The organism is Streptomyces albidoflavus, assembly GCF_000719955.1.
Taxonomy (GTDB): domain Bacteria; phylum Actinomycetota; class Actinomycetes; order Streptomycetales; family Streptomycetaceae; genus Streptomyces; species Streptomyces albidoflavus.
The window spans coordinates 1-5,772 of record NZ_JOII01000076.1; the positions used below are offsets into that span (position 1 = coordinate 1).

The following is a 5,772-nucleotide window of genomic DNA, read 5'->3' on the forward strand; positions in this document are numbered from 1 at the left end:
GGCGATGGAGCATGGGGTGGTTCCGGGTTCGTTGCATGTGCGGCGGCCGAATGATCACATCCGGTTCGAGGATTCGCCGTTCTTTCTGGTGGATCGTGCCTGGGTGTGGGGTCGTGAAGAGGGTCCGCGGCGTGGTGCGGTGAGTGCGTTCGGGATGGGTGGGGTGAACGCCCATGTGATCGTGGAGGAGCCGCCACGGGTGGAGCGTGGTGCGGTGCCGGTGCAGGACAGTCATCTGGTGCGGGTGACGGGGGCGGACGAGCGGGTGGTACGGGAACTCGCCGCCGCCTACGCCGACCGCTTCGCCACCTCCCGGGGCCCGTGGGACACCGCGGACCTGTGCCACACCGCCAACGTCGGCCGCTCGCCGCAGGAGTACGTGACCGCCGTCCACGGACGCGACGCCGCCGAACTGGCCGAGAACCTGCGGGCCGTCGCCGCCGGACGCGTCCCGGTCGGCGTCGCCGGCTCCGGCACCCGCGCCCCGGACCCGGCGCCGACCGGCCACGCCGCCCTGGCCGAGCTGGTGCGGACGGGGTACACCGGGGTCGACTGGCCCGCGCTCTCCGTCCCCGGCGCGCGCACCACGGACCTGCCGACCTACCCGTTCGCGCCGGGCCGGCACTGGCACATGCACACCGAGACGACCGCCCCGGCCGAGGACACGCCTCCGGAGGCGTACCGGGCCACCTGGCGCGAAGAGGCACTGCCTCAGGAGGCCCAGGCCGCACCCGGCACTGTCCGCCTCGTCGTCACCGACCCCGCTCTCCACGAGGCGCTCACCGCGGAGCTGCGTGCCCACGGCGCCCACGTGGCCGGGACCGAGGCCGAGGCCGACACCGTCCTGATGGTGGACGCCACCCCGCCCGGCCAGGAGCCCGACCTCAGCACCTTCTGGGCACGTGTCGCAAAGACGCTGAAAGCGCTGCCCCCGCACGGCAGGCTGCTCTGGGCCGCCTGCCACGGCGCCGCCGTGCGGCCCGGGGAGCACGCGAGCCTGCGCCCCGGCACGGCGGCCCAGGCCATGGCCGTCGCGGCCGCCTGCGCCGAGAGCCGCATCGCCCACGCGGTCGTCCACCTGGACCCGTCGGAACCGGCCGAAGCCCGGGCCCGGGTGCTCGCCGCCGAGTACGCGGCGCTGCGCCAGGGCGGTGAAAGCACCGTCGCCGCCCACCGGGCGGGCGTCCGGTACGTCCCCGACACGTCCCCCGTGCGGCCCGGCCGCGCCTACGAGGTCCGTCCCGACGGCTACTACCTGGTGACCGGCGGCCTCGGAGCGATCGGCCGGCGCCTCGTCGAGCGGCTGATCGACCGGGGCGCACGGCACATCGGCATCGTCGGCCGCTCCGCCCTCGACCCCGGCCGGTCCCAGGTGCTCCGCGCCCTCGCCACGCGGGCCGAGGTGGTCTACCGGTCGTGCGACGTGGCCGACGCCCCGGCGCTCACCGCCGTCGTCGGCGAACTGGACGCGAGGTGGGGCCGGTTGCGCGGGGTCGTGCACTGCTCCGGCGGAGTCAACGCCTTCGGCGCGATGCGCCGCCGCCCCTGGGCCGACGCCGCCCGCGTCGTCACCCCGAAGACGGACGGCTCGCTCCACGCCGTCCGGCTGGCCCAGGACCGGGGCGCCGACTTCGCGGTGCTGACGTCCTCCCTCGCCGGAACGCACGCGGACGCCGGACGCGGCCTGGTCGACTACAGCCTCGCCAACGCCTACCAACTGGCGCTGGCCGAACGGGAGCACGGGCCCGCCACCGCCGTCACCGCCCACGCCTGGCCCAACTGGACCGGCGTCGGCATGGCCGCCGACGCCGACTTCGCCGCCGCCCACTCCCTCGACGCCACCGAGGCGGAAGCCGCCTTCTTCGGCCATCTGCTCACCGGCGGCGCCGTCGTCCTCCCGGGACACACACCCGCGCCCTCGCCCGCCTCCCCGGCCGACACCCCCGAAACCCGGGAACCCGGGCCGGGTACCCGCACGCTCATCCCCGCCCCGGCCACCGGCCGCGACCGCACCGCACTGCGCGCCCACGTACGGGACGCCTTCCTGCACGTGCTGGGCGACGATCCGGGCGACCGCCCTCTGCGCGGCCTCGGGCTCGACTCACTGGTCATCGCGGAGCTCGCCACCGCCCTGGAACAGCGGGCGGGCCGCACAGTCGATCCCTCACTGCTGATGCGCGCCCGCACCGCCGACGAGCTCGCCGCCGAACTGGCCGCCACCGCCGCCGGACCGCCGGAGGCGGGCGCGGGGCCGGCCGTTCCGGCGGACGCGACGGGCGCCACCGCGCTCAGCCTCCTGCTGAGGCCCCTGCTCACCGACGGCGGAGACGGGGTGACGCCGTGACCCCGCACCCCACCGCAGACCCGACCGGGAGGACCGCCGTGAACGAAGAGGACCGCCGGATCGCCGTCATCGGCCTGGCGGCACGGCTCCCCGGCGCCGAGGACGCCGCCGACCTGACGGAGATGCTGCGGCACGACACCGTCGAGGTCGACGAGGTCCCGGCCAGCCGCTGGCGCCGCGACCTCCACCTCGGGGACGGCCCCCACCAGGGCTCCCACCACCGGGGTGCCTTCCTCCTCGACCCGTTCTCCTTCGACCACACGGCGTTCGGCCTCACCGCCGACCAGGCCCGCAGCCTCGACCCGCAACAGCGGACCATGCTGGAGGTCGGCGCGCGGGCGCTGGAGGACTCCGGCTACCTCCGGACCCGGCGCAGGCTCAACGCCGGTGTCTTCGTGGGCGCCCGCATGAACGCCTACGGCTTCGACCAGGGACGCGGCCTCGGCGGAGCACCGCAGACCGCCGCAGGCCCGGCCGCCCTGTGGGGCAGATCGCAGAACTTCATGGCGGCCTGGCTCTCGGACCGCTTCGACCTGTCGGGCCCCAGCCTCGTCGTCGACACGGCCTGCTCCTCGTCCCTGACCGCCGTCTGGCTCGCCTGCCAGAGCCTGAGCGCGGGCGCCTGCGACCTGGCCGTGGTCGGCGGGGTCGACCTGCTCATCGACCCCCTGACGTTCGTCCTGCTCTCCCGCAACGGCGCCCTCTCACCGGACGGCCTCTGCCGGACCTTCGACAGCAGGGCCGACGGTTACGTGCCAGGAGAAGGCGCCGTCGCCCTGGTACTGAAGCCCCTGCGCGCCGCCCTCGCCGACCGCGACCTGGTCCTCGGCGCGATCGACGCGGCGGCCGTCAACAACGACGGCGCCACCATGGGCGTCACCACCCCGAGCCTGGACGCCCAGGTGGAACTCCTCGGCAAGGTCTACGAGACGATCGACCCCGCCACCGTCCAGTACGTCGAGGCGCACGGCACCGGCACCGCCATCGGCGACCCGATCGAGGCGCGCGCCCTCACCGAGGTGTTCGGCCGTGCCGGGGTCCCGCGCGGGTCCGTCGCCCTCGGCTCCCTCAAGCGGCGCATCGGCCACCTCCACTCGGCCTCCGGACTCGCCGGGCTCGCCAAGATCCTCGTCCTGCTCCGCGAAGGACTCGTCCCCGCGCTCGGCGTCGAACGGCCCAACCCCCGCCTCGACCTGGCGAACAGCCCCTTCCACCTGCCGGCCGAGCCGGGCCCCTGGCCCTCGGTGCCGGTCCGCCGGGCGGCAGTGAGCGGCTTCGGCTTCGGCGGCACCAACGCGCACGTCGTCGCCCAGGCGGTGGCCTTACCCGAAGCGCAGATCCCCGCCGGTCCCGTCACCCCGACGGTCCACGTCCTGCCGCTGTCGGCCACCACCGCTCACGGGCTCCGCGAACTGGCGGCCCAGTGGCTCCAGTTCCTCCCCTCCGCCGCCGAGGACCTGCACCACGTGTGCGCCACCGCCCGGCTGGCCCGGCCCCACCACGGCGAACGGCTCGCCGTCTGCGGCACGGACGCCGCCGCACTGGCCCGGGCCCTGCGCACCTGGCTGCTGCGGCCCGGCGGGACCGAGGAGCCGCCCCGGACCACCGTGGCGGTCCGCCCGGAGGCCGCTGCCACACCGCCCGCCTGGCTTACGGCCCTGCGCGGCGCCACCCCCGCCGTCGACGAGGTCCTCGGCCTCTTCGAGACGGCGACCGGCCGCCGGCTGGAGACGTTCTCGGGAGAGCTGCTGCGGCTCAGCACCGCGGTCGCCCTCACCGTGGCCCTGCGGGCGGCGGGGCTCCCGGAGGACGCCGTCGAGCTTCCCGCCGGGTGGACGGCGGTCACCGACTTCGCCTGGGGACGCGTCCCGCTGGAGCAGGCCCTCGCCGACGTGCTCCGGCACGACGGCGAGCCCTCGCGCGCCGCCGAGGACGCGGCGCGGCGGGACGACGGCGAGCTCTGCGCACGCCTGGCCGCCGTCCGCGACGCGCCAGGGGTGGCCGCCGTGACCGCCGCCGTCACCGCCGAACTCTTCGCCGCCGGTCACGCGATCGACTGGACGGCCCTCCAGGCCGGCCGCCCCTGGCACAAGCGGCTGCTGCCCGTCGCCCAGCCCGACGGGCCCGCCCTGGACCTCCCCGAGCCGCTGCGCACCGCCGAACCCGGGACACCCACGGCGGACGCCCCCGAGGAGGCCGACGCCGGGGGACACGCCTTCGCCCGGGTCTTCGGGCCCGGGGAGACACCGATCGCCCAGCACGCCGTGTACCGCACGGTGATGCTCCCGGGCGTCGCCTGGTTCGACTTCCTGCGCGAAGGGGCCGCCCTGCGCGGTGTGCCCTTCCACGGCGTCGCCGACGTCCTCTTCCACCGCCCCCTCATCCCCGCCGGGGCCTCTCGCGTGGTCTGCCGGGTGGCGGGCGACGGCGCGTTCACCGTCGAGGACGCCGAGAGCCGCGAACCCTTCGTCACCGGCCGGTACCTCACCGGGCGTACCGCCGAACCGTCTCCCGAACCGGTCGCCTCCCTCCTGGAGTCCTGTGCGGAGATCCACGCGGGCTCCGGGCTGTACCGCTGGCTGCGCCGGATCGGCTACCACCACGGCCGCTACTACCGGAACATCTCCTGGGTCGCCGGCCTCCCCGACGGCGGCACACTCGCCCGCGTCGAAGGCGCCCGCCAGCAGCCGCTCAATCCGGCGGGCACCGCACTCTTCCCCGGCCTGCTCGACAGCGTCACCATCGCCGCGATCAACCCGGACAACCCGGTGTTCGGCGCGGGCGACGCGGCCGCCTTCATCCCGCTCTCGGCCGGCCGCGTCGAGGTGTACGGCCCGCTGGAGGAGGCCGCCTACGTCCGGACCCGTACCGCCTTCTGGAACGACGAGGCGTGCCGCGTCACCCAGACCGTGACCGACGCGACCGGCCGGCCCTTGCTGACCTTTACCGACATGGCCTCCAAGCGCGTGCCGGCGGCGGCCTTCGGCGACGCGCCGGAGGCACTTCCCTCCGCTCCCTCCGCTCCCTCCGCCCCGGCACCGGCTCCCTCTCCGCGCCCTGCTCCGGAACGGGCCGCGCCCCTCACCCCGCCGGCCGCCCCCACCAGTCCGGCGAGCGCCTCCGCACGGCTCCTCACCTGGTTCCTGGCCCTGACCGGGACCACGGCCGAGGACGCCGACACCGAGTTCCTGTCGGCCGGATTCGACTCCGTCGGCCTGGTCGCGCTGAGCGAGCGCCTCTCCGACGAACACGGCCTCACCCTCTACCCCACGGTGTTCTTCGAGTACCCCACCCCGCGCCGCTTCGCCGAGTTCCTGCTGACCGAGGCACCGGCGTTCGCGGACTCGCCCGCCGTCACCGGCGCCGGCGGGACGCAGGACTCCACGACGCCCCCGCCGGAACCCGCCGCGCCCGCCCCACCCCCGCCG

The 5,772-nt window shown here is 75.8% G+C and carries 2 protein-coding genes; both read left to right on the plus strand.

Annotated elements, in window-relative coordinates:
* The first annotated feature begins 4 nt into the window (after positions 1-4).
* Positions 5-2,344 (plus strand): SDR family NAD(P)-dependent oxidoreductase, encoded by a 2,340-nt coding sequence (locus IF45_RS0130920; RefSeq protein ID WP_078842962.1) that lies wholly within the window; start codon positions 5-7, stop codon positions 2,342-2,344.
* 38 nt (positions 2,345-2,382) lie between these two features.
* On the plus strand, positions 2,383-5,772 hold a 3,390-nt coding region (locus IF45_RS34330; protein WP_030310921.1), incomplete at its 3' end, for a beta-ketoacyl synthase N-terminal-like domain-containing protein.

Excerpts from the sequence above, each read along its gene's own strand:
- IF45_RS0130920 (WP_078842962.1), top strand. The coding sequence starts at position 5 with ATGGAGCATGGGGTGGTTCCGGGTTCGTTGCATGTGCGGCGGCCGAAT.